The 26,990-nt window shown below is 39.6% G+C and carries 30 protein-coding genes; 22 read left to right on the forward strand and 8 right to left on the reverse strand.

Features of this window, described 5'->3' with window-relative positions; translation table 11 throughout:
* Nucleotides 1–3 precede the first annotated feature (3 nt).
* Genes accC through M028_RS0117715 form a run of 7 tightly spaced genes read left to right on the forward strand, consistent with a single transcriptional unit; the run spans nucleotide 4 to nucleotide 6,294 of the window.
* The gene (accC, locus tag M028_RS0117685) at nucleotides 4–1,386 is read left to right on the forward strand and encodes an acetyl-CoA carboxylase biotin carboxylase subunit (RefSeq protein WP_026575044.1); all 1,383 of its coding nucleotides are present in this window, start codon (nucleotides 4–6) and stop codon (nucleotides 1,384–1,386) included.
* Nucleotides 1,383–1,595 (forward strand): acetyl-CoA carboxylase biotin carboxyl carrier protein subunit, encoded by a 213-nt coding sequence (locus M028_RS0117690; protein ID WP_026575045.1) that lies wholly within the window; start codon nucleotides 1,383–1,385, stop codon nucleotides 1,593–1,595. Before accC ends, M028_RS0117690 begins: the two co-directional genes overlap by 4 nt.
* Before the next feature lie 21 nt (nucleotides 1,596–1,616).
* Nucleotides 1,617–2,528, forward strand: coding sequence for a hydroxymethylglutaryl-CoA lyase (locus M028_RS0117695; protein ID WP_026575046.1), 912 nt, complete (start codon nucleotides 1,617–1,619; stop codon nucleotides 2,526–2,528).
* A gap of 1 nt (nucleotide 2,529) precedes the next feature.
* Nucleotides 2,530–3,312, forward strand: coding sequence for an enoyl-CoA hydratase (locus M028_RS0117700; RefSeq protein WP_026575047.1), 783 nt, complete (start codon nucleotides 2,530–2,532; stop codon nucleotides 3,310–3,312).
* A gap of 21 nt (nucleotides 3,313–3,333) precedes the next feature.
* On the forward strand, nucleotides 3,334–4,878 hold the full coding sequence (locus tag M028_RS0117705) for an acyl-CoA carboxylase subunit beta (RefSeq protein WP_026575048.1): 1,545 nt from the start codon (nucleotides 3,334–3,336) through the stop codon (nucleotides 4,876–4,878).
* 52 nt (nucleotides 4,879–4,930) lie between these two features.
* Entirely contained in the window at nucleotides 4,931–5,617 is a 687-nt protein-coding gene (locus M028_RS0117710) for a CoA transferase subunit A (protein ID WP_442852794.1), read from the forward strand.
* Between the two features lie 26 nt (nucleotides 5,618–5,643).
* Nucleotides 5,644–6,294, forward strand: coding sequence for a 3-oxoacid CoA-transferase subunit B (locus M028_RS0117715; protein ID WP_026575050.1), 651 nt, complete (start codon nucleotides 5,644–5,646; stop codon nucleotides 6,292–6,294).
* Nucleotides 6,295–6,463: 169 nt separating this feature from the next.
* On the opposite strand, the gene M028_RS0117720 is transcribed toward M028_RS0117715, so the two are convergent.
* The 5 genes from M028_RS0117720 to phaQ form a co-directional block, all read right to left on the reverse strand.
* Nucleotides 6,464–6,664, reverse strand: a complete 201-nt coding sequence (locus M028_RS0117720) for a hypothetical protein (RefSeq protein ID WP_026575051.1) — start codon at nucleotides 6,662–6,664, stop codon at nucleotides 6,464–6,466.
* Between the two features lie 186 nt (nucleotides 6,665–6,850).
* Nucleotides 6,851–8,038 (reverse strand): acetyl-CoA C-acetyltransferase, encoded by a 1,188-nt coding sequence (locus tag M028_RS0117725; protein ID WP_026575052.1) that lies wholly within the window; start codon nucleotides 8,036–8,038, stop codon nucleotides 6,851–6,853.
* A gap of 335 nt (nucleotides 8,039–8,373) precedes the next feature.
* Nucleotides 8,374–9,108: a 3-oxoacyl-ACP reductase FabG gene (gene fabG, locus M028_RS0117730; protein ID WP_026575053.1), complete on the reverse strand. Its 735-nt coding sequence runs from the start codon at nucleotides 9,106–9,108 to the stop codon at nucleotides 8,374–8,376.
* Between the two features lie 187 nt (nucleotides 9,109–9,295).
* Nucleotides 9,296–9,820 (reverse strand): hypothetical protein, encoded by a 525-nt coding sequence (locus M028_RS0117735; protein WP_026575054.1) that lies wholly within the window; start codon nucleotides 9,818–9,820, stop codon nucleotides 9,296–9,298.
* A gap of 71 nt (nucleotides 9,821–9,891) precedes the next feature.
* Nucleotides 9,892–10,314 (reverse strand): poly-beta-hydroxybutyrate-responsive repressor, encoded by a 423-nt coding sequence (gene phaQ / locus M028_RS0117740; RefSeq protein ID WP_026575055.1) that lies wholly within the window; start codon nucleotides 10,312–10,314, stop codon nucleotides 9,892–9,894.
* Between the two features lie 258 nt (nucleotides 10,315–10,572).
* On the opposite strand from phaQ, the gene M028_RS0117745 reads away from it, so the two are divergent.
* From M028_RS0117745 to phaC, 3 genes are all read left to right on the forward strand, one after another.
* Nucleotides 10,573–10,977 (forward strand): hypothetical protein, encoded by a 405-nt coding sequence (locus M028_RS0117745; protein WP_026575056.1) that lies wholly within the window; start codon nucleotides 10,573–10,575, stop codon nucleotides 10,975–10,977.
* 69 nt (nucleotides 10,978–11,046) lie between these two features.
* Nucleotides 11,047–11,790, forward strand: a complete 744-nt coding sequence (phbB, locus tag M028_RS0117750) for an acetoacetyl-CoA reductase (protein ID WP_026575057.1) — start codon at nucleotides 11,047–11,049, stop codon at nucleotides 11,788–11,790.
* Between the two features lie 69 nt (nucleotides 11,791–11,859).
* Nucleotides 11,860–12,948 carry a class III poly(R)-hydroxyalkanoic acid synthase subunit PhaC gene (phaC, locus tag M028_RS0117755; protein ID WP_026575058.1) on the forward strand — a complete coding sequence of 363 codons (1,089 nt, stop codon included), beginning with the start codon at nucleotides 11,860–11,862 and terminating at the stop codon, nucleotides 12,946–12,948.
* A 267-nt stretch (nucleotides 12,949–13,215) separates the two neighbouring features.
* Here the strand turns inward: phaC and M028_RS0117760 are convergent, their stop codons facing one another.
* Complete coding sequence (locus tag M028_RS0117760) at nucleotides 13,216–13,668, reverse strand: Lrp/AsnC family transcriptional regulator (RefSeq protein WP_026575059.1); 453 nt, start codon at nucleotides 13,666–13,668, stop codon at nucleotides 13,216–13,218.
* Nucleotides 13,669–13,976: 308 nt separating this feature from the next.
* Here M028_RS0117760 and M028_RS0117765 point away from each other — a divergent pair, with 308 nt between their 5' ends.
* The 5 genes from M028_RS0117765 (at nucleotide 13,977) to M028_RS30340 (ending at nucleotide 20,004) form a co-directional block, all read left to right on the forward strand.
* On the forward strand, nucleotides 13,977–15,116 hold the full coding sequence (locus M028_RS0117765) for a Leu/Phe/Val dehydrogenase (RefSeq protein ID WP_026575060.1): 1,140 nt from the start codon (nucleotides 13,977–13,979) through the stop codon (nucleotides 15,114–15,116).
* Between the two features lie 30 nt (nucleotides 15,117–15,146).
* Entirely contained in the window at nucleotides 15,147–16,214 is a 1,068-nt protein-coding gene (pdhA, locus tag M028_RS0117770; protein WP_026575061.1) for a pyruvate dehydrogenase (acetyl-transferring) E1 component subunit alpha, read from the forward strand.
* Between the two features lie 5 nt (nucleotides 16,215–16,219).
* A complete protein-coding gene (locus M028_RS0117775) occupies nucleotides 16,220–17,236 on the forward strand; it encodes an alpha-ketoacid dehydrogenase subunit beta (protein ID WP_051591171.1) in 1,017 nt (338 codons plus the stop codon).
* A gap of 12 nt (nucleotides 17,237–17,248) precedes the next feature.
* On the forward strand, nucleotides 17,249–18,541 hold the full coding sequence (locus M028_RS0117780) for a dihydrolipoamide acetyltransferase family protein (RefSeq protein ID WP_026575063.1): 1,293 nt from the start codon (nucleotides 17,249–17,251) through the stop codon (nucleotides 18,539–18,541).
* Nucleotides 18,542–18,684: 143 nt separating this feature from the next.
* Nucleotides 18,685–20,004, forward strand: a complete 1,320-nt coding sequence (locus M028_RS30340; protein WP_051591172.1) for an amino acid permease — start codon at nucleotides 18,685–18,687, stop codon at nucleotides 20,002–20,004.
* Nucleotides 20,005–20,153: 149 nt separating this feature from the next.
* On the opposite strand, the gene M028_RS32895 is transcribed toward M028_RS30340, so the two are convergent.
* Nucleotides 20,154–20,462, reverse strand: coding sequence for a hypothetical protein (locus M028_RS32895; protein WP_197031429.1), 309 nt, complete (start codon nucleotides 20,460–20,462; stop codon nucleotides 20,154–20,156).
* A gap of 457 nt (nucleotides 20,463–20,919) precedes the next feature.
* Entirely contained in the window at nucleotides 20,920–21,369 is a 450-nt protein-coding gene (locus M028_RS0117795; RefSeq protein ID WP_026575065.1) for a PaaI family thioesterase, read from the reverse strand.
* A gap of 338 nt (nucleotides 21,370–21,707) precedes the next feature.
* On the opposite strand from M028_RS0117795, the gene paaK reads away from it, so the two are divergent.
* The 7 genes from paaK to M028_RS0117830 all read left to right on the forward strand — a co-directional run bounded on the left by paaK (nucleotide 21,708) and on the right by M028_RS0117830 (nucleotide 26,989).
* On the forward strand, nucleotides 21,708–23,036 hold the full coding sequence (paaK, locus tag M028_RS0117800) for a phenylacetate--CoA ligase PaaK (RefSeq protein WP_026575066.1): 1,329 nt from the start codon (nucleotides 21,708–21,710) through the stop codon (nucleotides 23,034–23,036).
* 185 nt (nucleotides 23,037–23,221) lie between these two features.
* Entirely contained in the window at nucleotides 23,222–24,178 is a 957-nt protein-coding gene (paaA, locus tag M028_RS0117805) for a 1,2-phenylacetyl-CoA epoxidase subunit PaaA (RefSeq protein WP_442852789.1), read from the forward strand.
* Nucleotides 24,179–24,196: 18 nt separating this feature from the next.
* Complete coding sequence (gene paaB / locus M028_RS0117810) at nucleotides 24,197–24,547, forward strand: 1,2-phenylacetyl-CoA epoxidase subunit PaaB (protein ID WP_026575068.1); 351 nt, start codon at nucleotides 24,197–24,199, stop codon at nucleotides 24,545–24,547.
* Nucleotides 24,544–25,356, forward strand: coding sequence for a 1,2-phenylacetyl-CoA epoxidase subunit PaaC (paaC, locus tag M028_RS0117815; protein WP_026575069.1), 813 nt, complete (start codon nucleotides 24,544–24,546; stop codon nucleotides 25,354–25,356). The genes paaB and paaC overlap by 4 nt, the downstream gene beginning before the upstream one ends.
* Nucleotides 25,357–25,382: 26 nt before the next feature.
* Nucleotides 25,383–25,883 carry a 1,2-phenylacetyl-CoA epoxidase subunit PaaD gene (gene paaD / locus M028_RS0117820; RefSeq protein ID WP_026575070.1) on the forward strand — a complete coding sequence of 167 codons (501 nt, stop codon included), beginning with the start codon at nucleotides 25,383–25,385 and terminating at the stop codon, nucleotides 25,881–25,883.
* 27 nt (nucleotides 25,884–25,910) lie between these two features.
* A complete protein-coding gene (locus tag M028_RS0117825) occupies nucleotides 25,911–26,213 on the forward strand; it encodes an EthD family reductase (protein ID WP_026575071.1) in 303 nt (100 codons plus the stop codon).
* The gene (locus M028_RS0117830; RefSeq protein WP_026575072.1) at nucleotides 26,213–26,989 is read left to right on the forward strand and encodes an enoyl-CoA hydratase/isomerase family protein; all 777 of its coding nucleotides are present in this window, start codon (nucleotides 26,213–26,215) and stop codon (nucleotides 26,987–26,989) included. Before M028_RS0117825 ends, M028_RS0117830 begins: the two co-directional genes overlap by 1 nt.
* Nucleotide 26,990 lies beyond the last annotated feature (1 nt).

The raw sequence follows: 26,990 nt of genomic DNA on the forward strand, positions 1-26,990 counted from the left end.
GGTATGTTCAAAAAAGTATTAATCGCCAACCGCGGTGAAATTGCCAGTCGTGTGATCCGAACGTGTAAAGCATTGGGAATCCAAACGGTTGCGGTTTATTCCGAAGCAGATAAGGATGCTCTTCATGTGAAGGCAGCGGACGAAGCTTACTTACTTGGTCCAGCAAAGGTCTCCGAAAGTTATCTTAATATCGATAAAATTATTGAAATCGCACATACCTCAGGGGCAGAGGGCATTCACCCCGGATACGGACTGCTTTCAGAGAATGCTGAATTTGCCCGCAGGTGTGAGGAGGAAGATCTTGTTTTTATTGGTCCGTCTCCGGAGGTTATCTCCAAAATGGGCAGTAAAATTGAAGCTAGAAAGCTAATGGAACTGGCGGGAGTTCCGGTTGTGCCGGGAATTACATCTCCCTTAGCCGATGTCGAAGAAGCGGTGGAAACGGCAAAGAGAATCGGATATCCGGTGATGTTAAAGGCTTCAGCAGGCGGTGGAGGCATTGGTATGCAGATCGTCCGAGGCGAGGATGAAATTAGAAAAGCATTTGAGGGAAATCAGAAACGGGCCGTTAGTTTCTTTGGTAACGGAGAAATGTTTATTGAAAAATACGTGGAAAATCCTCGGCATATTGAAATTCAAATTCTTGCTGATGGAGAGGGAAACACTGTTTATTTATGGGAACGAGAATGTTCTATTCAACGGCGTCATCAGAAAGTCGTCGAAGAAGCGCCATCACCATTTTTAGATGAAGAGACTCGCAGTAAGATGGGGGAAGCAGCTGTAAAGGCGGCCAAATCGATCGGTTATAAAAACGCCGGAACGATTGAATTTTTAGTGGATGAGAATAAAAACTATTACTTTTTAGAAGTAAATACAAGGTTGCAGGTGGAACATCCCGTGACGGAAGAAATAACGGGAATAGATTTAGTTGCCGAGCAGCTTCAGATTGCATGGGGAGACAAATTAAGCTTTAAACAATCGGAGATCAAGCGTAATGGGCATGCGATTGAAGTCCGAATCTATGCAGAGGATCCAAAAACCTTCTTCCCGTCTCCAGGGAAAATTACCAAATTTGTGTTTCCGGAAGGTCTTGGCATCCGTCATGAATTGGGTGTGAGCGAACAGTCGGTCGTGACCCCATTTTATGATCCTATGATTGCCAAACTTGTTGTGAAGGGAACGGATCGCAATGAGGCGATTGAAATCTTAAAGGATGCTCTATCACACTATGTGGTGGAAGGGATTAAAACCAATATCCCGATGCTTCAAAAAGTTGTGGAGCACGATTCCTTTGTTTCCGGTGATACGACCACAAATTTTGTTGAAAAGTATCTGCAGGAAAATAAAAAACAGTCACGAAATAACACAGGGAGGGTTAATCAATGAATAAAATTGTTGCAGTGATGGCAGGAAATGTATGGAAGGTATTAGTTCAACCGGGTGATAAGGTTGAGGAAGGTCAGGATGTGATCATTTTAGAATCGATGAAGATGGAGATTCCGATTACGGCTGAAGTTAGTGGCACAGTTAAAGAAGTAAAAGTAAATGAAGGCGACTTTGTGAATGAAGAAGATGTTTTAATCGAAATGGAATAAACCTTCAAGGGAGATGTGAGCATGAACTGGCCCACAAATGTAACCATTAAGGAAGTAGGACCAAGAGATGGGCTGCAAAACGAGCAGTCCTTTCTTTCCACTGAGGATAAAATTAACTGGATTAATCAGTTGTCCCGGACGGGCCTTCAATCTATTGAAATTACCTCTTTTGTCAATCCAAAGTGGATTCCGGCATTGGCCGATTCATTGGAAGTAGCAAAAGGTATAGAGCGCGTGCCAGGTGTCACGTATACGGCTCTCGTCCCAAATCAGCGGGGGCTGGAAAAGGCCTTAGAAGGAAATGTTGATGAAATGGCTGTGTTTATGTCTGCCAGTGAAACACACAATCAAAAAAATATTAACAAATCCATTGCTGATACCTTTCCCGTTTTGGATAAGGTCGTAAAAGAAGCCTTGTCGGCAGGAAAAGCTGTCCGCGGCTATGTTTCAACTGTTTTTGGCTGCCCTTATGAAGGTCAGGTCTCGATTGATAACGTAATTCGGGTATCAGAGCATTTATTTGAGATGGGCATTCAAGAACTCTCCCTTGGGGATACCATTGGCGTAGCCAATCCCAAGCAAGTTCAAGAGGTGTTAACTGCCCTTTTAAAACGCTTCTCGATTGAAAAATTAGCACTCCACTTTCATGATACACACGGTACAGCCGCAGCGAATATTTTAGCGGCATTAGATATGGGCATTACCACCTATGACGCTTCTACGGGTGGATTAGGCGGTTGTCCCTATGCACCAGGTGCTTCAGGTAATGTAGCGACGGAAGATGTTTTGTACATGCTGGGCAATATGGGAATTAATACAGGCGTCAACTTAGAAAAACTACTGGGAGCAGGGCGCTTTATTCAAGAAAAAATCGGAAGAAGTTTACCTAGCCGAAATCTTCAAGCATGTTTGACCAATGAAAGAGGTGAGTGATATGGATCAGGTTATACAGGTTTCAACGCGAGAAGAAGGTATTGTTGTGATTACCTTAAATCGCCCTAATGCCGCTAATGCACTTTCAATCAAGCTTCTGGAAGAATTTAAAAATGTAATCGATACTTGTAAATTTGACCCTTCAGTCCGTTGTTTAGTTGTAACCGGGGCAGGAGAAAAAGCATTTTGTGCCGGAGCTGATTTAAAGGAACGAGCTGAAATGGATGCGCAGATGGTTAAGAAAACTGTTTCCTTGATTAGGGAGTGCGTCAACAGCTTGGAAACATTACCACAACCTGTGATTGCTGCTGTAAATGGTGCGGCATTTGGCGGGGGAACGGAATTAGCTCTGGCCTGTGATATTCGTGTTGCTTCAGAAACAGCAAAATTCGGCCTGACTGAGACTTCACTCGGAATTATCCCTGGTGCAGGCGGTACACAACGCCTCCCAAGGCTCGTAGGAAAAGGTAGGGCAAAAGAGCTTATTTTTACGGCTAGACGTATTGATGCACGAGAAGCAAAGGATATTGGCTTGGTTGAGTTTGTAGAACGGCCGGAATCATTGTTAGACAAGGCAATGGAAATCGCAGTACAAATTGTTAAGAATGGCCCAATTGCTGTTCGGCAGGCTAAATTTTCCATTGATAAAGGATACGATGTGGAATTAGCGACAGGGCTTGCCATCGAACAAAATGCCTATGAGGTCACAATCCCAACAAAGGATCGTTTGGAAGGACTTCAGGCTTTTAAAGAAAAGCGGAAACCTGTCTACAAAGGGGAGTAACATGAGAGGGAGGATCACTTCATGACTACAGAAGTTCATTCAGAGAATTTTACATTACAAGAGCGCCTTGAAAAGATTTATAAAGGCGGTGCCGCAAAATACCACGAAAAAAATAGCGAGCAGGGAAAACTCTTTGTTCGTGACCGCTTAAAGCTATTGTTTGATCAAGATTTTGTCTTAGAGGATGCAGCATTTGCCAATTGTATGGCAGAGGATCTTCCAGCGGATGGTGTCGTAACAGCGATCGGAAAAATAAACGGACAAGTTGTTTGTGTTATGGCGAACGATTCGACAATCAAGGCAGGTTCCTGGGGGGCACGGACGGTTGAAAAAATCATACGTATTCAAGAAACTGCTGAAAAACTGAGAGTTCCATTAATTTATCTCGTCGATTCCGCTGGAGCACGGATTACCGATCAGGTAGAAATGTTTCCAGGACGCCGTGGAGCAGGACGGATTTTCTATAATCAGGTGAAATTATCCGGGAAAATACCACAAGTCTGTGTGCTGTTTGGACCATCTGCAGCGGGTGGAGCGTATATCCCGGCATTTTGTGACATCGTGGTCATGGTCGATAAAAATGCTTCGATGTATCTAGGGTCACCACGGATGGCGGAAATGGTCATCGGTGAAAAAGTAACGCTTGAGGAAATGGGCGGTGCGCGGATGCACTGTTCGATTTCAGGCTGCGGCGATGTTTTGGCGAAAACCGAAGAGGAAGCGCTTGAAATGGCCCGAAAATACCTTTCTTATTTTCCCGCTAATTTCTCAGAAAAGCCGCCGACCAAAGAGACATTACCGCCTAAGTCATTTGAAAAAACAATCGAAGAACTGATTCCAACAAACCAAAATTCACCTTTTAATATGTATGATTTAATCGACCGCATCATTGATGAAGGATCTTTTTTTGAAATTAAGAAGCTTTTTGCTGCCGAATTAATCACCGGCCTTTCCCGTATGAATGGAAAACCAGTCGGTATTATTGCCAATCAACCGCGGGTGAAAGGTGGAGTATTGTTCCACGATACGGCTGATAAAGCAGCTAAATTTATTAATCTATGTGATGCATTCCATATCCCGATTCTTTTCCTTGTAGATGTCCCGGGTTTTATGATTGGGACAAAGGTGGAGCGCGCAGGCATCATCCGTCATGGGGCAAAAATGATCTCGGCGATGGCGGAAGCGACGGTGCCAAAGATTTCTGTTATTGTCCGTAAAGCCTACGGTGCAGGTCTTTATGCAATGGCAGGCCCTGCATTTGAACCGGATTGCTGCCTTGCTTTGCCAACGGCCCAAATTGCCGTAATGGGACCAGAGGCTGCAGTGAATGCTGTCTATTCCAATAAAATTGAACAATTGCAAGATTCCGAGAAGGCTGCCTTTATTCAGCAAAAACGTGAAGAATATAAAGAGGACATTGATATTTACCGCCTTGCTTCTGAGATGATCATTGACGGAATTATCCCAGGAAACGCTTTACGTAAGGAATTGGTTAATCGTTTTGAAGCGTATTCTTCAAAGTATGCTCAATTCTCTGAACGAAAACATGCAGTCTATCCAGTGTGAATTTTAATTGAAATCTATTTAAAAGGAGGTAATTTCTTTGAATAAGGGTAAAATCGTAGACTCTTTTACACAAGCGGTCCAAGATATTCCGGATGGAGCGACCATAATTGTTGGAGGCTTCGGATTGTGCGGAATTCCGGAAAAAGCTATCATGGCTTTACGGGATAAAGGTACAAAAGATTTAACCATAGTCAGCAATAATTGTGGCGTTGATGATTGGGGACTAGGTCTTTTACTAGCTAACAAGCAAATTAAGAAAATGATTTCCTCCTACGTGGGTGAAAACAAGATTTTTGAACAGCAGTTTTTAAGCAGGGAACTAGAGGTAGAGCTCGTTCCACAAGGGACATTAGCTGAGAGAATCCGTGCAGGCGGTGCAGGAATTCCTGCTTTCTATACTGCGACAGGTGTAGGAACAGCGATAGCCGAAGGGAAGGAACATAAGGTTTTTAACGGTAAAACGTATATTTTAGAAGAGGGTATTGTTGGGGATTTTGCTCTTGTAAAAGCATGGAAAGCAGACCCGCTAGGCAACCTAATCTATCAAAAAACAGCACGTAACTTTAATCCGCTAGCGGCAATGGCAGGAAAGGTCACAATTGCAGAGGTAGAGGAGATAAAGGAAGCCGGTGAGTTAAACCCGGATGAAATTCATACCCCTGGAATTTATGTACAACGGTTACTGCTTGGTGAAAACTATGAAAAAAGGATTGAAAGGCGGACAGTTGTCCAAGTTTAGTTCAATAAAAAGAAGGAGGATATTCTATGAGTAATGCACGGTCGTTAATAGTGAAAAGGGCTGTTCAGGAGATTCAAGACGGAATGAATGTCAATCTTGGTATTGGAATACCCACCTTGATTGCCAATGAAATTCCAAGTGGTTATAATGTTTTGCTTCAATCAGAAAATGGGTTATTAGGGATCGGCCCCTATCCTTTCGAGGGCAATGAAGATCCTGACCTAATTAATGCTGGAAAGGAAACTGTAACTGCTGTTAAAGGAGCCTCTTTTTTTGATAGTGCTGAATCCTTTGCCATGATTCGAGGTGGACACATCGATCTTGCTATCCTGGGTGGTATGGAAGTTTCAGAACAAGGAGATTTAGCTAACTGGATGATTCCAGGAAAAATGATTAAAGGTATGGGCGGAGCCATGGACTTAGTAAATGGGGCAAAACGGGTTGTCGTCGTTATGGAACATGTTAATAAAAACGGGGAATCTAAAATTAAAAAAGCCTGTACTCTTCCATTAACAGGAAAACAAGTGGTACACCGTTTAATTACAGATTTGGCTGTATTTGATTTTACACCGGAAGGAATGGTTCTGGTCGAAACACAGCCTGGAATAACAGTAGAGGACGTAGACAAAAACACAAAAGCAGCTTTCATTGTAAGTCAGGAATTAATGATTAAATAAGTAGAAAGGGTCAGTTACCCGCAGCCAGTTTAAAGCGAAACTTGGAGGAGGAGACCGACCCTATGTAATCATTCATAATGAAATCCCTTGTTTATTTCCAGGAATGGATTAAACAAGGGATTAAGTGCCTAGATCATTCATTCGATGTACCTGCCGTTTCTAATGGTTTTTATACGAAGACTTTTGTCTCTTCTTCAAGAATATCTTTCTCGACAATCTCCCACCAATTTTCCGAACATGTTAATTGTGAATCCGTAACTACTTCAGTCGCTAACTGATTTACTTCAACTTTTCTCATACTTTTCGATTTTTCAGTCGGATCAAAGTTGCAACAAATTTGATAAATATCATCAAAATCAGCCATTGACATGGTTAAAGACCTCCTTTCTTAATAGGTTAGGGCTAAGAAAGGCTTAACCCTTTAATTTATTTATAGTCCCATTTCATTAAAAATAGAAGGAAAGTTAGTGGCAGATTTTTGAATTTTTCAAAAAATAGCTTCCTAAAAAAAAAAAACGAGACTCCTTATCGGTAGTCTCGTTTTTTTTTTTTTAGATTAAATATTTTCGACGATAGTGGCTACGCCTTGGCCGCCACCAACACAAAGTGTTGCTAAACCATAGCGGTTTTCTCTTTTCTTCATTTCATGAATTAAAGAAACAAGGATTCTTGCTCCGCTGGCACCGATTGGGTGACCAAGGGCAATAGCTCCGCCATTTACATTTAATTTTTCTTTGTTAAATTGAAGCTCACGGTCTACTGCGATTGACTGAGCAGCAAATGCTTCGTTTGCTTCAATTAAATCGATCTCTTCTAATGAAATAGTTGCTTTTTCAAGCGCTTTTTTGACAGCGGGTACAGGACCAATCCCCATAATACTTGGGTCCACGCCAGCTGTTGCATTGGCTTTAATCGATACCAATGGCTTAAGACCTAATTCTTCCGCCTTTTTACGGCTCATTACAACGAATGCTGCTGCACCATCATTAATTCCTGATGCATTACCAGCAGTAACCGTACCATCTTTTTTGAAGGCCGGGCGAAGTTTTCCTAAGCTGTCTGCAGTTGTTCCAAATCGAGGGAACTCATCTTGACTAAAGATTGTTACTTGACCTTTACGTCCAGGAATTTCTACAGGAACAATTTCATCGGCAAAACGGTTGGATTCAATGGCTGCCTGTGCTTTTTGTTGGCTTGCAGCTGAAAATTCATCTTGTTCTTGACGAGAGATTTCATATTTCTCAGCAAGGTTTTCTGCAGTGATTCCCATATGGTAGTTATTTTCAGCACACCATAAGCCGTCAGCGATCATACTGTCGACAACTTTCTGGTCGCCCATTTTAAATCCGTCGCGTCCGCCTTTTAAAAGGTAAGGAGCCTGACTCATGTTTTCCATTCCGCCCGCAACAACAATCTCAGCATCTCCTGCAAGGATTGCTTGTGTTGCTAAGTGAACGGCTTTTAATCCTGATCCACAAACTTTATTAATGGATGTAGCTGGTGCTTCTTGCGGAACTCCTGCTGCAAGGGAAGCTTGTCTCGCCGGATTTTGGCCAGCTCCTGCTTGTAATACGTTCCCCATGATGACTTCATCAACATCGTTTGGAGTAATTCCTGCTTTTTGGATGGCTTCTTTGATTACAGTCGCACCTAATTGAGTGGCTGGGACGTTTTTTAAACCCCCAAGAAAACTTCCAATTGCTGTTCTGACTGCACTTACAATTACAACTTCATTGATTGCCATTTTATTTCCTCCCTAAAAAATTTATGTATTATCAATTCCCCCTTAAAATAATACAGTAAAAATACCATAATTTTTTGAATTATTATTCGACAAATTTAGCGTTTTTTTATAAATGAAGATTCATTCATTTTAATTAGATATGGGGGTAAAGCAACTCTTTATTGAAATGGAACTAGAATTTTGTTAAAAAATGAGCATTACAGAATAGTAGGGAACCTTGTTAAAAGTTGTCGAAAAATGTTGGAATTTTTCGACCGAAGAAAAGGAGAAACATTCATTGTTTCTCCAGAATTTTTCCCTCTATAGGAAAGGATAACGGATTTGTCAACGATTATTTATATCACTAATCCGCCATCAACACTTAAAATGGTTCCATTAATGTAACCTGCTTGATCAGAGGCTAAAAACAAATAGGCTGCAGCAATATCTTCCGGTTTTCCAATTTTTCTTAGTGGAGTTTTTTCCTTCATGAAGTTAAGAACTTTATCTGGTACTGCTGCCGTCATGCCGGTTTCAATAAATCCCGGGGCAACTGCATTTACTCGAATTCCCTTAGGACCGAACTCTTTTGCCCAGCTCTTTGTTAAGCCAATTACTCCGGCTTTTGTTGCTGCGTAATTTGTTTGACCGATATTGCCGTATAACCCCACTACTGAGGATGCGTTCAGGATGACTCCGGAACCCTGGTTAAGCATAATAGGGGCAACGGCCTTTGTGCACTTAAAAACCCCAGATAAATTCACACTTATAACTTTTTCCCAATCGGTTTCTTTCATTTTTGTAAGAAAACCATCCATCGTTATCCCGGCATTATTAATTAACACATCAATTCGCCCGTGCTTTGCCACTGTAGATTGAACCATATCCTGAATCTGAGAACTGTCTGTTACATCGACTTTAAAAAAGGTAACATTCTCAGACTGAAGTTCTTCAAGAGCTTCCCTGCCTGAAGATTCATTGTAATCACAGATGACAACACTTGCTCCATCTTGAAGAAATTGCCTTGCTGTTTCTTTCCCTATACCCTGTGCGCCCCCAGTAATTAAAACAACTTTCCCAGTAAATTTCAAAATTTCCCCACCTCTAGTTAAAATTTCATTTGCTGACAAACTGCTGTTTTCTAAAAGGTCATGTCAAATAAGGGTTATTTAAAAATACAGGAATTGCAACCGTGGCAAGCCAACACAATTTTCAATATTCATACTATTCCCAGAATCAGTAAAAAAGAACAGAGGAAATTCCTCTGTTCTACTATTTCTACTTAAAAAGAGCAAAAGCAGCTTTTGAATTTGTTTCAAAAATATCAAAAAGAACTTTTTGGGATGCTTTGATTTGTTCTGTAATTTCATCACGAACTTTTTGTTGTTGAGAAATTCCATTTTTAACAGTTTCTTGGAAACGCTCTTGAGATTGATTAATCAATTTTAAACTTTCTTTGTATGGAGTTTCGATTAATTGTAATGTGCGGTTTGAAACTTCATCCAATTGAGTATTCCATTGTTCATAAACTTGACCTGCTGAAGGACCAAAGTTCTTTTGCAAGTTTAGCTTTGCATTTTCTCGTAGTTCATTAAATAATTTCTTTTGTTCTTCTTGAATTAGAGTAACATCGTCTGTCATTTTTTCTAGAGTTGATTTTTGTTTTTCAAGGGATTGCAAAAATAATTCTTCCAATTCCTTTTGTGCATTGGTCACTCTGTCCAAACTATTTACCCATGTGTTAAAAAGTGATTCTCCAATACGAACTTGTTCTTGTTCTTGCTTTTTTACATTTTGTGCCATGTAAAACCCTCCCATTTTATAATCATTGCAGTTAATTGACTGCAGTGTTAACAGTTTTAGTTTTGAAAACATTATTTATCTTCTGTTTCTTCTTGTTGTTTCCGTGATGGGGGAAGAAACATATCCATGTAAATACTAAAAAAGCGATTGATCATGGATTGATATTGCTCAAGTGTTGTAAAACAGGTCTTCAAATAATCTTCACCGGTTTTTGTAATCGAATAAATCCGTTTTGCTGGACCTTCAGTTGTTGTATCCCATTCAGAATAAACTAATTGATCTTTTTCAAGCTGCCTTAATGTCCGATATACATTGCCTTGGTCAATAGTAGCAAATCCGAACTGTGCCAGCTCTTGAATTAACTTATAACCATGTAAATTCACATTTTGTAAACTTAACAGCAGAAACGGAACCATTAAGTTTTTCGGCATTGTATTCATCGTGCGATCTTGATGCGAAGCAGTTGTGTCTTTAGCAGATTCATTTTGATGGATGGTCAAATCATATCACTCCAAAAAATATAATCTATACGTGTAATTTACACCTATAGATTCACTTTGTCAAACATTTCTATATGTGTAATTTACACTTAGTTGAAAGGTTTCTTAAAATATTAAAATGAATAAAGATTCATGTAGGATTTTGTCGAAAAAAGCAGTAATATTTTGCGATTATTTCTAATATTTTTTCTTCATTTCTTGCGAAGTAACTAGTATGATTAATATGTCCAAAACGAAAAAGGAGGAGAAATCATGAGTTCTGAAACCAATATTTATGAAATGTGGAAAGATTTTTATTCAAAGTCTAGTAGTTTTTTTGACGATAAGGTGAAAGAGGATTTTCCGTCTAAAGGAATGGGACAAATTTTAGAAATGAATCTTATGTTTAAAAAGATGATTGATGAGAGTACAGAAAAATATTTGGAATTTGTAAATGTTCCTTCACGTACTGATCTTGCAAATCTATCTTCATTGATTGTGAATGTGGATGCAAAAGTTGATAATTTAGAAGAATTATTGGAAGATGCGTCAGACAAAACGATTGACCCAGCAAGTTATCAACGCGATTTAGCCGCAATTAAAAAAGATATGAAAAACCTTGATAATAAGCTTAATCAAATTCTTGCAGTACTTAAATTACCGGAGACTTCAAAATAATCCGGTAGTACATAAATAACGAGAAATATTGTGAAATCTCAAACTAATTTACATCAGGAGGAAAAGAAAATGACTGAACTAAAAAATAAAGTAGCAATCGTAACAGGTGGAAGCAGAGGAATTGGAGCAGCAATTTCATTGGAATTAGCAAAACAAGGTGTGAAAATCGTTCTTAACTACGTGAGCCGTCCAGAATTAGCCGAAAAAATGGTTGCAGAAATCCAGGAATTTGGCGGAGAAGCTTTTGCCGTTCAAGCTGATGTTTCCAACAGCGATGATGCAGCGCGCCTAGTTCAAACAGCGGTAGATCACTTTGGTAAGTTAGATATTCTTGTAAATAATGCAGGAATTACACGTGACAGTACGTTTAAAAAGCTTAGCGAAGAAGACTGGAGAAAAGTCATCGATGTGAACTTAAACAGTGTTTTCAATACTACTTCGCCTGCTCTTCAGCACTTGTTTGAATCAGATGGTGGCCGCATTATTAATATTTCATCCATTATTGGCCAGGCTGGCGGATTCGGTCAAACCAACTATGCAGCAGCTAAAGCAGGTTTGATTGGTTACACGAAATCACTTGCTCTTGAATTAGCGAAATCAAATGTAACGGTAAATGCAATTTGCCCAGGATTTATCGGTACTGAAATGGTTCAAGCAATTCCTGAGAAAGTTCTTGATGGAATTGTGTCTAAAATCCCACAAAAACGTTTAGGGACTCCTCAAGAAATTGGCCGAGGTGTAGTATTCCTATGTAAAGACGGTGCCTATATTACTGGACAACAATTAAATATTAACGGCGGACTTTACATGTAATTGTCATGAAAAGTTTGATTTAAAGATATATTTTATAGACAGAATAAAAGATGTAAGGAGTGAGCAATCATTAGCATTTTAGTTACAAAAGAATGGGAAGAGTATGCCAAAATGGTTCCCGAGGAATATAAGCAGGTAATGAACCGTGTTAAAAGGGCTACTGAAGTGTTAACAACTGAGGCCGAACCGGAAGTGGGTCCAACGCCAAAGGAAGTGATTTGGACAAAGAATAAAACAAAGCTTTATCGTTTTATTTCTGATCATCCCAAAAAACATAAAGTTCCACTTCTTATGGTGTATGCCCTTATCAATAAGCCGTATATTTTGGATTTAACCAAGGGCGGCAGTTTAGTTGAATATTTAGTGAATCAAGGTTTTGATGTGTACATGATTGATTGGGGAACATTTGGTTATGAAGATCGCAATATGAAATTGGATGATTTCATTATGGATTATATACCGCGTGCTGTTAAAAAGGTCATGAGAACTTCAAAAGTGGATGAAGTCTCCATCTTAGGATATTGTATGGGCGGTACCATGACATCTATTTTTGCGGCCTTGCATCCTGAATTGCCAATCCGTAACCTTGTATTTATGACCAGCCCGTTTGACTTTGCAGATTCTGGTCTTTACGGTGCAATGCTTGATGAGCGATATTTCGATATTGATAAAGTAGTAGATACTCTAGGAGTAATTCCTCCTGAGATGATTGATTTTGGAAACAAAATGATTAAGCCAATGGCAAACATTTATGGACCTTTTATTAGTCTTGTTGATCGTTCAGATAATGACAGATTTGTAAAAAGCTTTAAGCTACTGCAAAAATGGCTGAACGATGGCATTCCTTTCCCTGGTGAGGCCTATCGCCAGTGGATTAGAGACTTCTATCAGAAGAACAGACTGATTAATGGCGAACTTGTTGTCCGCGGCCGTAAAGTCGACCTAAAGAATATTAAAGCGAATGTTCTAAACCTGGCAGGTAAGAGTGACCTTATTGCTCAACCACATATGGTAGAGGCATTAATGGGAAAAATATCAAGTAAGGATAAAGAATATAAGAATCTGCCTGTTGGTCATACGTCCATTACATTTGGCAGTCAAGCTACGAAAATTACTTATCCTACTATCGGCGGCTGGCTTGCGGAACGTTCAAACTAAATAATGAAATGAATGATTAGGGAGTGTTCCATTTAAGGAGCACTCTTTTTTATATGAAAAAACAACATATATGTATTAGTAATCATATTATATTTGTTTTTTTCTGACAATTCAAGTAAATTATGAAAGGGTTTTCAAAAAAATAATAGGCAGAAAAGAATGAAAAGGGAGAATAAAGGTATACAATTCTCCCCATTTTAAAATGAAAGTGTTGAAATTTCTAACAATCTAGCAAAATACATAAACTCTGTGGAAAAATTATTTCCATTATGACTGCGCAATGGAATTTGGGGTAATGCATCGGAATGAGACCGGTGATGATAAAACGATGGAAGTATTCACATTTCCGTATGGAGTTAGGCGATCAATTAGATTACTCAGATGGTCCATCCCTGTCACTGCAGCCTTAAGTAAATAACTGACAGATCCGGTTAAACGGTGACACTCAATGATATCAGGGTCGTCCCTAAGCAAATTTTCAAAATCTGAATAGGAAAGGATCTTCATTTCGCTGACTTGTATGAAAACGATTACATCTCTGCCGACGGCTTTTGGACAAACCCGTGCACTGAATCCCTCAATAATTTCCCGCTCTTGCAGTCGCTTTAAACGCTCGGTAATACTAGGACGGCTAAGAGATAATTTCTTCGATAATTCACTTAAGGTAATTCGTCCATCCATTTGAAGAAGTTCAAGAAGACGAATGTCTAATGGATCCATTGAATATTCTCCTTTCAAAATGTAGATAAATATCAAAAAATTTATGCAAATAGAAAACTAACCATCTGAATCTTATGCGATTTGTTATGTTTTCCGATTACATTATACCTTATTATTTAATAGAAACATAATCTTTGTAATTATTAAATAAGTAAAACTTCAGTTTTGATAACATCGATTCAAAATATGTAAACGTTGTCATATGAGGGGATGTATCGAAAAGTTTTAACCATTGAGAAAGACTTTAATTTTTCTCTTTTTTTAGAAACAATTTCTACTATAATCACCGTGATAATGGGGGTAAAACAATGAACACAATCCAACCATCTTTAGAAACAACCGAAACAGTAATTGATAAAATGCATGAGCATCAGCAAATTGTTTTTTGTAATGATCCGGCGACAGGGTTAAAAGCGATTATCGCTATCCATAATACAACCCTTGGCCCTGCTTTAGGAGGCTGCCGGATGCGGCCATATCGAACGATGGATGAGGCATTGGAGGATGTACTTCGCTTATCTAAAGGGATGACCTATAAATGCGCTGCCGCAGATGTGGATTTTGGAGGTGGAAAAGCAGTTATCATAGGAGATCCAGCAAGGGATAAAACCCCTGCACTATTTAGGGCTTTTGGGCAGTTTGTTGATTCTTTAAACGGCCGTTTTTATACAGGGACAGATATGGGAACTTCAATGGATGATTTTATCCATGCTGCAAAAGAGACTAATTGCATCGTAGGAATTCCAGAAGCATATGGAGGCGGCGGCGATTCATCTATTCCAACTGCACTTGGAGTTATTTACGGTTTAAAAGCATCCAATAAAGTCGTTTTTGGTACAGATAATCTTTCTCATAAAAAATATATCATCCAAGGGCTTGGGAAGGTGGGTTACAAAGTAGCTGAGCAATTGCTAGAATCTGGTGCCGATTTATATGTAAGCGATATCAATGAAGAAGCAGTCATGGCTATTCAAAAACATGCAAAACAATTAGGAGGCAATGCCGTTCGTGTAACTGGAGACGAAGTGTATTCAGTTGATGCGGATGTATTTGTTCCATGTGCTTTCGGCGGAATTATAAATGATGAAACGATAGACTTGTTAAAGGTTAAGGCAGTCGTAGGATCGGCGAACAATCAGCTTCTATTGGAAAATCACGGAGAAGCACTAAAACGAAAAGGGATTTTATATGCTCCAGACTACATTGTAAATTCCGGTGGGTTAATTCAAGTAGCAGATGAACTTTACGGCTACAATCAAGAGCGTGTCCTAGCCAAAACAAGCTCCATTTACACGTCATTATTGGAAGTTTACAAGCAAGCAGAGCTGGATAATATCACAACGATTCAAGCTGCAAACCGGTTCTGTGAAAAACGAATGGAAGACCGACAAAGGCAAAATAGCTTCTTCTCACATACAAAACGTCCTAAATGGGATATTTGTAAATAAAAATTCTCCTAATGAGGTGATTAGATGTCAATGTCAAAAGAATTTCCCATTTTTCAAATTGTCGATGAAAGTGGGCAATTAATAAATGAACAGTATAAAGACCAATTAACAGAAGACCTTGTCAAACAATTCTACTATCATATGGTTCGCATCCGAACTTTTGATCGAAAAGCCATCAGTTTGCAGCGTCAAGGGAGACTTGGAACATATGCCCCATTTGAAGGGCAGGAAGCTTCTCAAGTTGGGAGTGCTCTGGCGCTAGGTAAAGAGGACTGGGTATTCCCTACCTACCGGGATCACGGGGCTACCTTAACATTCGGTGCTAGCATGGCTCGTACGTTATTATATTGGAACGGTCGAGTGGAAGGTTGTGTACCGGAAGAAGGTAACAAGATTTTCCCACCTGCCGTACCCATTGCCACCCAAATCCCACATGCAGCGGGAGCGGCAATGGCAGAAAAAAGAAAGGGAACGAAGAATGCAGCAATAGCTTATTTTGGAGACGGAGCCACTTCAGAGGGTGATTTCCATGAAGGATTGAACTTTGCCAGTGTATTTCAAGCACCTGTAATCTTCTTTAATCAAAATAACGGATTTGCCATTTCTGTTCCGATCGAAAAACAAATGAATTCCAAAACCATTGCCCAAAAAGCACTTGCTTACGATATGCCAGGTGTGCGTGTGGATGGAAACGATATATTTGCTGTCTATTTCCAGACAAAAGAGTACATAGAACGTGCACGTAATGGAGGAGGACCGACTTTAATTGAAGCGATCACATGGAGGTACGGTGCCCATACCACTGCGGACGATCCAAGGAAATACCGCAATCAATCAGAAAGCGATACCATTAGGGAAAAGCGCGATCCTCTTCTTCGTGTCGAGCGCTTTATGAAGGTAAACGGTTTTTGGGATGATGAATGGGCGCTGAAGGTTAAAGAGGATACGGAAAGCGAAGTAGAGCAAGCAGTAAAAGATATGGAAAGTTTTCCAAAACCAAATATCAATGATTTATTTGATAATGTGTTTGAAAAGCCAACTTGGACGATTGCTAAACAAAAAGAACAATATCTTCAATTAATTGGAGGGGACGTGTGATGGTGATGACTTTAGAGAGACCGTTAGAACAAACTGCCGTAAAAACGAATCAACTGACACTTGTTCAAGCGGTTACAGATGGATTGTACATAATGTTAAAAGAGGATGAAAATGTCCTTTTACTTGGCGAAGATATTGGAAAAAACGGAGGGGTATTCCGCGCTACTGAGGGCTTGCAGGAGGAATTCGGGGAAGAGCGTGTAATGGATACGCCGTTAAGTGAAGCGGGCATTATTGGTACTTCTATCGGAATGGCAATCAATGGATTCAAACCTGTAGTGGAAATGCAGTTCCTAGGGTTTATCTATCCTGCGTTTGAGCAGATCATGACACATGTATCACGGATTCGGATGCGAACTATGGGGCGCTATTCGGTTCCGATGGTAATTCGGGCGCCTTATGGTGCAGGCATTCGTGCTCCTGAGGTGCATTCAGACAGTATGGAAGCATTGTTTGCGCATATGCCTGGAATTAAAGTTGTTTGTCCTTCCTCGGCATACGATGCAAAGGGGCTGCTGATTGCTGCCATCGAAGACCCGGATCCTGTCTTATTTTTAGAGTCGATGAGAATCTACCGTTCAGAGCGGGAAGAGGTTCCAGAAGGCAAATATATCGTTGAAATCGGTAAAGGGAAAAAGCTTAAAGAGGGGAAAGACGTAACGGTTATCGCATGGGGAGCAATGGTGCCGGTAGCTATGAAAGCAGTAGAACAGGCAGAAAAACAAGGGATCACCTGTGATGTGATTGATTTGCGAACCCTTTATCCTATTGATAAAGACATAATTGCAGAGTCTGTTCAAAAAACTGGCCGTGCCGTAATTGTTCATGAAGCCCATCAAACAGGCGGCGTGGGGAATGATATTGTTTCCATTATTAACGATACATCGTTTCTCTATATGAAATCTCCGGTTGAACGTGTTACAGGTTTTGATGTGCCAGTTCCACTTTTTGCGCTTGAGGAACATTATTTACCAACACCTAAGCGGGTAGTAAACGGAATAGAAAAAGTTATGTATTTTTAGGAGGGGAAAACATTGGTTGAAGTAAAACTTCATGATATTGGGGAAGGAATGACAGAGGGAGAGATTATTCACTATTTTGTCAAGGTTGGCGATACAGTAAAAGTTGATCAGCCTCTGGTAGAGGTACAAACAGATAAAATGGTGGCTGAGCTTCCATCTCCTGCATCAGGAAAAGTAAAAGAAATTGTGGTCAATTATGGAACCACTGTATCTGTTGGTACTACACTTCTTGTGCTGGAAGCAGAGGAGACAAAAGAAGCAGAAGAATTGATGGAAATGAAACTGGAAGAAACAGCACCCCTAGAAAAGGATATACCTACAACACAACCACAGCCAATAAAGCAAGCTAAGGGAAAAGAAGAAAAACAATTTATCATTGCGGCCCCATACACAAGAAAAATTGCTCGCGAGTTTCAAGTAGATATTAACGAAATTTCAGGCACAGGAATAAACGGGCGAATCACAGTAGAAGATATATACAATTTTGTTAAAAAACGCGACTTGATTCAATCTTCCAAGGAAATGAAAGCGATTTCTGCAGAACCGAAAGAACAAAGAACAGAGCCAATCATAGAGAATCGTGGATGGGAAGTCCGAAATGAAAAGGAAACAAAAGGTGAAGAGATTCCTTTTAGAGGCCGCAGGAAGCAGATAGCAAAGAAAATGACCCAATCTCTCTATACCATTCCACATGTGACACATTTTGAAGAGGCAGATTTAACGGACCTGCTTGGTTATAGAAAGGATTTAAAAGAAATGGGGATTCATGTTTCGGCAGTTGCTTTCTTTATTAAAGCCATTGCCGTAGCATTAAAACAATTCCCTGTATTCAATGCAAAACTTGATGAAGAAAATGAAGTGATTCGTTTAGAAAAAGAATATAACATTGGAATTGCTACAGATACGGAAGATGGTTTAATTGTCCCAGTCATCCATCATGTAGATCAATTAACGGTCCGTCAAATTCATGACAAACTAAAAGAATTGACAAAAAAAGCACAAGAAAATCAGCTGACACCAGCGGATTTGAAAGGCGGAACCTTTACCATCAGTAATGTTGGTCCATTGGGAAGTATCGGGGCAACACCGATTATTAATTATCCGGAAACGGGGTTAATTGCCTTTCATAAAACGAAAAAAATGCCGGTTGTCGTGGAGAATGATGAAATTGCGATTCGTTCCATCATGACGATGTCTATGGCGTTTGACCACCGCGTGGCTGACGGTGCTACGGCCGTGGCCTTTACAAATCGTTTTAAGCAATTAATTGAAAATCCAAAGCTATGGCCAATTGAATTAACATAAAAACCGAGAAATCTAAAAATACGAAACGTCTATAACGTGGTATGATAGATAGCATGGATTGAATCGTTTGATCGAGTGAAGGAGGAGTATGTTTGAAATCTGCATCACTGCAAAAAAAGTTATTGCCACGCCATATTAGTTTAATGGCAATGGGAGGAGCAATCGGGACCGGGATTTTTAAAGGGAGCGCGGAAACGGTATCAATAGCAGGACCGGGAGTAATCTTTACCTATGTGTTCGCAGGTCTGTTGCTGCTTGTTGTGATGGGAGCTATAGCAGAAATGGCAATCGTCTATCCAAATACAAATATGAAAGGTTTTGTTCGGAAAGCCTTTGGTAAGCGGGCCTCTTTCGTAATTGGCTGGATGTATTGTTTTATGTGGCTGGCTGTGTGTGTCATTGAAATTGTCGTGGCCGGCAGTTTCTTACAATATTGGCTTCCCTCTGTTCCACTTTGGGAATTAAGTTTAGGCTGTGCTGCATTGGTTATTGGTATTAACATGATGAATGTGAAAAATTATGGGGAGTTTGAATTTTGGTTTGCCGGCATTAAAATTACCATGATTATCGTATTTATCATTTTGGGAGCCTGTATTTTATTTGGACTCATTCCAAGTAATCAATCGAACTATCTGCAAAATTTTACGGAGCATGGCGGATTTTTTCCAAAGGGATGGATGTCCATCTTTTCAGCGCTGTTAATTGTGATGTTTTCTTATGGCGGTTCAGAACTGATCGGGTTAACGGTTACTGAAGTAAAAGATGCGGATCGTATTTTACCCAAGGTGATTAAGAGTTTTATTTGGCGCATTATATTGTTTTATACACTTCCTATACTAGTTATTTGTGGTTTAATTCCTTGGGATAAAATAAGTGATCACTCAAGTCCATTTGTCCAGGTATTGTCGATGACTGGTCTTCAGGGTTCCGCGCATCTGATGAACTTTATTTTAATTACCGCAGTATTATCTGCAGCGAACTCAGGAATTTATGGATGTACGCGAATGCTGCATTCTTTAGCGGTAGAAGGGGAAGCACCGAAGGCCTTTTCTTATGTAACAAAAAAAGGTGTGCCATTATACAGCTTAATGCTTAGTGCCGTGGTTTTAATCGGCGGTTCGATGATTGCTTATGTTGCGCAGGATAAAGTATTTATGTTATTAATGGCGGTTCCGGGATTTGTCGTATCATTAGTGTGGATCAGTATTTGTTTGGCACAATTAAAACTTCGCAAAACCTATCCGAATAATCCGAGCTTTAAATTGTGGGGTTTCCCGTATATCACAGCGATTACCGTTGTAATTTTAAGCTTTATATCCGTGATATTTGTGTTTAACGTGCAAAACCGCGTCAGTATTATTACTAGTCTCGTTGTTTTAGCAGTGTTAGTTGCGATCTCATTTTTAAAATTTAAAAACTTGGAAGACCAGGATACTAAGATTAAAGAAGAGAAAGTTGTATAAGATAGAACAATAATTATTTTTATGTATTACAGGGGCGATTTATTTCGTCCCTATTTATTTTTTTAAACAATTTAACTGCCAGAATCATTCCTTTATGGATGAAATGAGCTTTATTATTCTAGGCATTCGCCGTTTCGTATCAAAATTGGTTACATATTAATAGGATATTCAACTATAAAGGAGCGATGCTTAAATGTATCCTTATGGAAATTACTCGATTCCGCAGGTTCAGTACGACTATAATCCATATGTACAACAGTATCCTTATGACCCTGATCGACAAATGCCTCAATTATCGCAGTTGTTGCAGTTGCCGCAATGGCAGCAGCTAGAGCGCAGATTGAATCAACTAGAAAGGCAAAATGACCGGCAGGATCGAGAAATTGATCAGCTTCAGCGCCGACTTCAACGGGTAAACCAACGGCTTCGGGTAGTAGAAAACAGGTTACATGTGCCATTTTCTTCACATGATGAATTTTAAGGAAAAGCAAAGGAACCGGGAATTCCCTGTTCCTTCTTTGGAATTGGTTGAGGAACTTTTTTCTGAAGGCCAAAACTAGCGAGGAACACTGAAAAAAAGACCTTCATAGAGTGGATGAAGACCAAAATCAGAGAGGCCCTACAAAGAAAAGGCCTTCATAAGGTAGATGAAGACCAAAACTAGCGAGGACCCGCGAAAAAATGTCCTTCATAAAGTGGATGAAGACCAAAACTAGCGAGGACCCGCGAAAAAATGTCCTTCATAAAGTGGATGAAGACCAAAACTAGCGAGGACTCGCGAAAAAATGTCCTTCATAGAGTGGATGAAGGCCAAACCTAACGAGGACCCGCGAAAAAAAGATCATCATAAGGCCGATGAAGGCAAAATCTAGTAAGCCCCCCAAGAAACGGACACAAACAAATCACAATAATGCCCTAATCCTCATTTCCAACAAAAGCCTGGCTTTTACGATATACCATTGCTTCCATTGTTGCAATTAGCTCCTTGCCACTAGAAACACGAATAGCATACCAGCCGAGTTTATGATTTTTCTTAATTTCCTCAGCAGTTGCTGTGAGTGTTTCTCCTAATTTCCCTGCAGACATGAAATTTACATTGGTTGTCACACCAACAGCTGTTTTTCCATATGAGTTACTAGCTGCTGCAAATACATAATCGGCAAGAGAAAAAATAACTCCTCCATGAACAGTTCCATGGGCATTTAACATGTTTTCATCCGGAGTTAATTCAGCGGCTGCTGTACCGAGTCCAAGTTTTGTCAGTTTCATGCCAAGGAATTGGCCGTAAGGTTCATTTTTCATTAGGTCTACAATCTGTTCATAATGTTTTTCGTGAATCGCTTTTTCTTCGAGATAAGTAGTCATAGAATCCTCCCTATATTTAATTATTAAATAAAACGTTTTTAAAACGCTTATTGTTATAACTGAAATATACCATTTTGATAGAGTAGTATCAATTTAAAAATGAACAAACAGGGTATAATATTCAGTGAAAAGGGTGGTTTTTTTTACTAAAATTGCTGTTTTTAACCGACTTAAAGGGTGAAATATATATTTTCACATAAAATTAAAATTTTCAGTTATTAATATTGACACGGTGTTAATATGGTATTAATCTATAACTATGTTACATTAATTTTGATAAGCGTATAAATTATGTTATCTAAAAATTTGATGAAGATGAAAGTAAGGGGGATTATAGTATGTACAATCCGGAAGTTGAAACAATGAGTCGTTCGGAAATGAAAGCGTTACAATTCCTTCGACTTAAACAAACCATAAAAAGGGTTTACGAAAATGTACCTTTTTATAAAGAAAAATTTGATGAATTAGGAATCACACCAGATGATATCCAATCATTAGAGGATGTAAGATTGCTTCCTTTTACGAAGAAAAAAGATTTACGTGATCAATATCCATTTGGATTGTTTGCTGTTCCGATGGAAGAAGTAAATCGAATCCATGGTTCATCAGGAACAAGCGGTAAACCGACAGTCGTAGGGTATACCAAAAATGATATTAGTAATTGGGCTTCGATCGTAGCACGCGCCATCGTAACAGCTGGGGGAAGAAAGTCAGATATTTTTCACAACGCTTACGGGTATGGACTATTTACAGGAGGGCTTGGCCTTCACCATGGCGCCGAAGAGCTGGGAGTGGCAGTAGTTCCTATTTCTGGTGGGAACACTGAAAGACAGATAACTGTTATTGAAGATTTTAAACCAAGAGGAATATGTGGAACTCCTTCTTATATTTTAAATATTGTAGAACAAATGGAACATATGGGATTAGATCCGCGTGCCACTAGCTTGGAATATGGCATTTTTGGTGCTGAACCATGGACTGAAGAAATGCGCACTACACTTGAGAAAAAGTTGGATATTAAAGCAATTGATATTTACGGTTTAAGTGAAGTAATGGGGCCGGGTGTAGCAATTGAGTGTTTTGAAGCGCAAAATGGTCTACATATTGCGGATGATCATTTCTTAGTGGAAGTTTTAAATCCTGAAACATTAGAACCAGTCGAAGATGGTCAAGACGGAGAGCTTGTGTTTACCAGTTTGACTAAGGAAGCGCTGCCAATTATCCGTTACAGAACAGGAGACATTGCTTCAATTACCCGTGAAAAATGTAAATGTGGAAGAACGCATACGCGTATGTCCAGGTTAAAAGGACGGACGGATGACATGCTGATTATTCGCGGTGTTAATGTATTCCCTTCCGAGATTGAACGTGTACTTTTACAAATTGAAGGACTTTTCCCAAATTACCAAATTCACTTGATTAAAAAGGGAAGTTTGGACAGTGTGGAACTCCATGTGGAAATTGAAAAGCATCTTTATCAAGAAGTTGGTGAAGACTTAGGACATGCAGCCATTCAAGCAATAAAACGTACAATCCAGCATCAAATGAAATCAACTTGTTTAGTCACAATGGATACGATTATTAATAAACCTGGAAGCCTGCCTCGATCCGATGGGAAAGCGAAGAGGATTGTAGATAAACGGAATGGAACTCCCGTAACCAATTAAGTTGATATATAGTTATTTTGTAATCGCTTAATCTATGCTTGCATCTTCTTTAAATACAGGGAGTGCAAGCGTAGGTTAATTCGAAAGTTAATCACTATTAAAATAGTAGAATTTTCTTGATTTTTATATAACAATAAAATATAATAACGTTAAATAAACGTTATATAATGAGAGGTGGTATAAGCGTGAGCATCCTTGAAAAAGATTTAAATGAACAAGCACAATTAGAAAAATTTATTGCTCGAATTGAAGCGGGCGACAAAATTGAAGCAGATGACTGGATGCCGGAAGAATACCGGATTGCATTAATAAAATTAATTTCACAGCACGGAATCAGTGAAATTATGGGCGCACTGCCTGAAAAGGAATGGGTGCCAAAAGCGCCATCGCTTAGAAGGAAATTGGGAATTATGGCCAAAGTTCAAGATGAAATGGGTCATGGTCAACTGCTCCTTCGTGTGGCAGAAGACTTATTAAAGCCTTATGGAAAAGATCGCGGCGATTTAATGCAGGATCTATTTAATGGAGATTTAAAATTTCATAATGTCTTCCATATGGCAACAAACACTTGGGCTGACGCTGGAATGATTGGCTGGCTTGTTGATGGTGCAGCGATTATCACGCAAACAAACATGCTTGGTGCTTCTTACGGTCCATATGCAAGAGCATTGCACCGCATTTGCGCAGAGGAAGTATTCCATGCACAGCATGGGGAAGCGATTATCATGGCGCTTGCAGAAGGAACAGACGAACAAAAACAAATGATCCAGGAGTCATTAAATGACTGGTGGGAAGCGCTTCTGATGTTCTTTGGACCGGCAAGTAGTACGACAACTGGTACAAGTAAACAGGATGTAACTATTAAATATAGAATCCGCACAAGTACAAACGAAGAATTACGCCAAAGTTTCTTTACAAAATACATTCCGCGAATTTTATCATTAGGTTTAACGATTCCAGATCCAACTCTTCATTTTGACGAAGAGCAGCAGCTTTGGGTTTACCAACAGCCTGATTGGAATAAATTCAAACAAATTATTAAAAACAATGGCCCGCGCTCACAAGCACGCTTGAACTTGCGGAGAGTTTCTTATGAAAACAACGCATGGGTACGCGATGCCTTAGCTGCAGCGATTAATTAACGAAAGGGGAAGAAAAAAATGGATCAAAAGAAAACATTTTATCAGGAATTCGAAGTCTTCAGTAAGCGGACACCTTCTTCACCCTTTCAGCACCAATTTAGCTTGTTAGCTCCAAATGCTGAAATGGCGATGGTAATGGCTCAAGAAAACTTTATGCGACGCGACCCGGTTGCAGATATTTGGGTCGTAAACCGTGAAGATATCCGTGGTATGTCAAAGGAAGAAAAGCTTACTTTACAACGATTAGATAATAAAGATTACCGTACAACGAAGGGCTACGGTTACTTAAAGAAAAAATGGCGTCATTATGAACAACAAATGTTTGATGAAAAAGAAATTCTTTCATGGGCAGGAGGGGACAAGAAATGACAGAACAAAATGTAACCATCACTCCTGAACTAAAGGAATCAGTGGTAGATTTATTATTTCAACTTGCAGACGATGACTTCTTATATTCGTATCGAGGATCAGAATGGCTTGGGCTAGCACCCCATATTGAAGAGGATGTTGCTTCTTCCTCTATCAGTCAGGACAGTATGGGGCATGCTGCGATGTTCTATCAATTATTAGAAGAAATCGGTATTGGAAACGCAGATGCACTCGCCCACCTAAGACCTGCTAATGAAAGAAAAAATAGTATTTTAGTAGAGAGGCCGAATGGAGAGGGCTATTACATGGAAGTTCCGAAATACGATTGGGCTTACGCAGTCGTTCGGAATTATTTCTACACTGCTGTAAAGAAAGTGAAAATTGATTCATTGAAAAATAGTTCTTATGACCCACTGGCTAAAGTTGCCATTAAAGTAAATATGGAATTGTACTATCATTTGCTTCACTGGAAAACATGGTTCGTCCAACTTCTAAGTTCAACAGACGAAGCGAAACAAAGAATGAATATCGCAATTGAACAAGTCATGAGTGATTTTGGGGATGTCTTTTCACTTGGCAAGGATGGAGAAAAAATTGTTGAACTAGGTTTAATTGAAAAAAGCGATGTACTTATTCACCGCTGGAAACAACAACTGGAGCAAGTGCTTCAAACTGTTGGGGTAAGTCTTCCTGAAATTCCGGCAAACCCAGAAAGAAATGGCCGTAATTTAGAACATACAGAAGATTTAGTTTCAGCGATTGAGACACTTTCAGAGGTTTATCGTTTAGATACAGCTGCATCATGGTAATGTAAACATAGAAAAGAGGTGTAATCATGCAAATGTCTATAAAATCACTGGAAAAGCAGGTATTAGATGTATTAAATGATGTTAAAGATCCTGAAATCGATACAGTGAGTATTATTGACCTGGGTATGGTAGAGGAAGTAATGGCAGAAAACGGAGTGGTTGAGATAAAAATCCTGCCTACCTTTTTAGGATGTCCGGCCCTTAGCATTATCCAAAAGAATATCGAAAATGCCGTGAAGGCCGTTGAGGATGTAGAGAAGGTTAAGGTGGAATTTATCAATCATCCGCCATGGACGTCAGATCGAATATCTGAAAAAGGCAGAAATGGGCTTAAAGCATTCGGAATTGCACCTCCACCTCGTTTAATGGACAGTGATGGATCGTGGCATGTTGATTGCCCGTTCTGCGGTTCTACCTATGTGACCATGGATAACATCTTTGGGCCGACAGCTTGCAGAAGTATTTTATACTGTAAAAATTGTAAAAACCCATTTGAAGCAATGAAACCGATATCAACTTTGATGTAGATAAAGAGAATGTGAGGAGAATCGATTATGGCAAAATTAATTGCTTTATATAAACAACCGGAAGACAAGGCTGCATTTGATGAGCACTATTATAATGTACATGTACCGATTACAGAAAAAATTCCAGGTCTTCGTGAAATGAAAGTAACAAAGTTTACAGGATCACCAATGGGAGGAGAGCCTCCATATTATCTAATGTGTGAAATGCGCTATGACAGCCATGAAGACTTACAAAACGGCTTACGTTCTGATGAAGGTAAAGCTTCTGGTAAAGACTTAATGAAATTTGCCGGTAAGTTAGTAACTTTGGTAATTGGGGAAGACGATTAATGAAAGCGTATGAATTTATTGAAGCTACACAAAAGGATGGTGTAGCACTAATTGAGCTCAACAGACCGGCTCAATATAATGCATTGAATCGAACGATGGTCCACGAAATTGTTGATGCGATGGAAACTTTCGACGGGGATGAGGAAGTTCGGGTTATCGTAATCACGGGGAAAGGACGGGCATTTTCAGCAGGTGCAGATATTGATGAAATGGCAGGGGATGATCCAGTTCGACTGGAGCTGTTAAATCAATTTGCAGATTGGGACCGTCTATCCTTAATCAAAAAGCCTATCATTGGTGCGGTAAAAGGCTTTGTTTTTGGCGGGGGATTTGAGTTGGCACTGAGCTGTGATTTATTAATTGCAGCCAGCGGTACGGAATTTTCATTCCCGGAAGTGAACCTTGGGGTCATGCCGGGAGCTGGTGGCACCCAGCGTTTAACAAAAATTGTCGGCAGAACGAAAGCGTTGGAATGGTTATGGAATGGCACTCGAATTACAACAGAAAGTGCCCTTCAACATGGACTAATTAATCAAGTTGTCTATCCGGAATTATTAATGGAAGAAACGATGAAAACTGCGAGACAAATCGCAAACCAAGCACCGCTTTCCATTCGTTTCATTAAAGATGCGGTCAATAAAGCGGTTGATTATTCTCTTTATGAAGGAATGCAATATGAAAGGAAAAATTTCTATTTATTATTTGCTTCCGAAGATCAAAAAGAAGGCATGAACGCTTTTATTGAAAAGCGGAAGCCGGAATTTAAAGGGAGATAAC

The organism is Bacillus sp. UNC438CL73TsuS30, from assembly GCF_000482325.1.
Lineage (GTDB): Bacteria > Bacillota > Bacilli > Bacillales > Cytobacillaceae > Neobacillus.